Origin of the sequence: Paraburkholderia sp. A1RI_3L (assembly GCF_048957895.1) — a bacterium.
In the GTDB taxonomy this organism is placed as follows: Bacteria; Pseudomonadota; Gammaproteobacteria; order Burkholderiales; family Burkholderiaceae; genus Paraburkholderia; species Paraburkholderia kururiensis.
In genome coordinates this window covers 1-1,820 of record NZ_JARCHA010000050.1, presented here as the reverse complement: position 1 = coordinate 1,820, position 1,820 = coordinate 1, and the positions used below count along the sequence as shown (strand labels likewise).

Below are 1,820 nucleotides of genomic sequence, written 5' to 3'. Positions count from 1 at the left end.
GTTGGGGAACACCAGGTTGTTCCAGCCCGTGGGCCGCGTCGGGTCGCGGTAGAAGCTGCGCAGGTACGTGTACAGCCAGTCGCGCCCGCGCGCCCGCGCTTCCACCGACAGGTCCGGCGGCGCCGCCCCGAACCACGCCTTCGCGTCATCGGGCCGCATGGCCACCGTCATCGTGTTGCCCACCTTGTCGGTGGTGAACAGCAGGTTCGCCTGGATCTCCTTCTGCGCAATGCCGATGTCCTGCAGCCGGCTGTAGCGCATCAGGTTCGCACTGTGGCAGTTCAGGCAGTAGTTGACGAACAGCTGCGCCCCATGCTGCAGCGAGGCAAGATTTTCGCCGTTATCGGGCGCGCGGTCGAGCGGAATATTCTCCTGGGCCATCACCCGCCCCGGCACCGCTGCCACCAGCAGCGCCAGCACCAGTGCAACCCCGGCCGCGCACGCACGCGCGAACCCTGCAAGCAATGTCTTCATGTCCGGTTGTCCTCGTTCGCGGTTAATGGGGCTTGTACCGCACCCGTTCCGGCGGCTCCCTGAACGTGCCAAGCCGCGTCCAGAACGGCATGCCGAGGAAGAACGCGAAGTACACCAGCGCGCACACCTGCGCCACCAGCGTGGCCGCCGGCGACGGCGGCTTCGTGCCGAGGAACGCCAGCGTCAGGAACGCCAGCACGAAGATCCCGTAGAACACCTTGTGGAACAGCGGCCGGTAGCGGATCGACTTCACCGGCGAGCGGTCCAGCCACGGCAGGAAGAACAGCGACACCACCGCGCCGCCCATCACCACCACGCCCCAGAACTTCGACTCCGTCAGGTACATCGCGACGATCACCAGCACCGCGAGCACCGGCAGCCCCAGCCGCCATTTCCCGCGCGCCCTCGCCAGCGCCAGCAGCCCGAGCAGCCCGATCACGACCATCAGCACAATCTTGAACGGGTCCGTGGTCGCGCGCAGCATCGCGTAGAACGCGGTGAAGTACCACACCGGTGCAATCTCCGGCGGCGTCTGCAGCGGGTTGGCCGGGATGAAGTTGTTCGCCTCCAGGAAGTACCCGCCCATCTCCGGCGCGAAGAACACGATCGCGGCGAACACCATCAGGAAGATGCACACGCCCATGAAGTCGTGCACCGAGTAGTACGGATGGAACGGGATACCGTCCAGCGGGCGCCCCTGCGCGTCCTTCTTCGCCTTGATCTCGATGCCGTCCGGGTTGTTCGAGCCCACCTGGTGCAGCGCGATCAGGTGCACGAACACCAGCCCCAGCAGCACCAGCGGGATCGCGATCACGTGGAACGCAAAGAACCGGTTGAGCGTGACGTCCGAGACCACGTAGTCGCCGCGGATCCACAGCGACAGGTCCGGGCCGATGAACGGGATCGCCGAGAACAGGTTCACGATCACCTGCGCGCCCCAGTACGACATCTGGCCCCACGGCAGCAGGTAGCCGAAGAACGCCTCGGCCATCAGGCACAGGAAGATCGCGCAGCCGAAGATCCACACCAGCTCGCGCGGCTTGCGGTACGACCCGTACAGCAGCCCGCGGAACATGTGCAGGTACACCACCACGAAGAACATCGACGCGCCCGTGGAATGCAGGTAGCGGATCAGCCACCCCCACGGCACCTCGCGCATGATGTATTCCACCGAGCCGAACGCCAGCGTCGCGTCGGGCTTGTAGTTCATCGTCAGGAAGATGCCCGTGACGATCTGGTTGACCAGCACCAGCAGCGCCAGCGAGCCGAAGAAGTACCAGAAGTTGAAGTTCTTCGGCGCGTAGTACTCCGACAGGTGCGCCTTCCATGTCTCGGTCAGCGGGAAA

Annotated in this window: 2 protein-coding genes; both read right to left on the bottom strand. The window is 65.2% G+C overall.

The window, feature by feature from the left end; genetic code table 11:
- The coding region (locus PXJ20_RS32800) for a cytochrome c1 (protein WP_421057498.1) at positions 1–474 on the bottom strand (474 nt) is incomplete at its 3' end.
- Between the two features lie 22 nt (positions 475–496).
- Positions 497–1,820, bottom strand: a 1,324-nt coding sequence (locus PXJ20_RS32795) for a cytochrome b (protein ID WP_421057497.1), incomplete at its 5' end; no start/stop codon positions are given.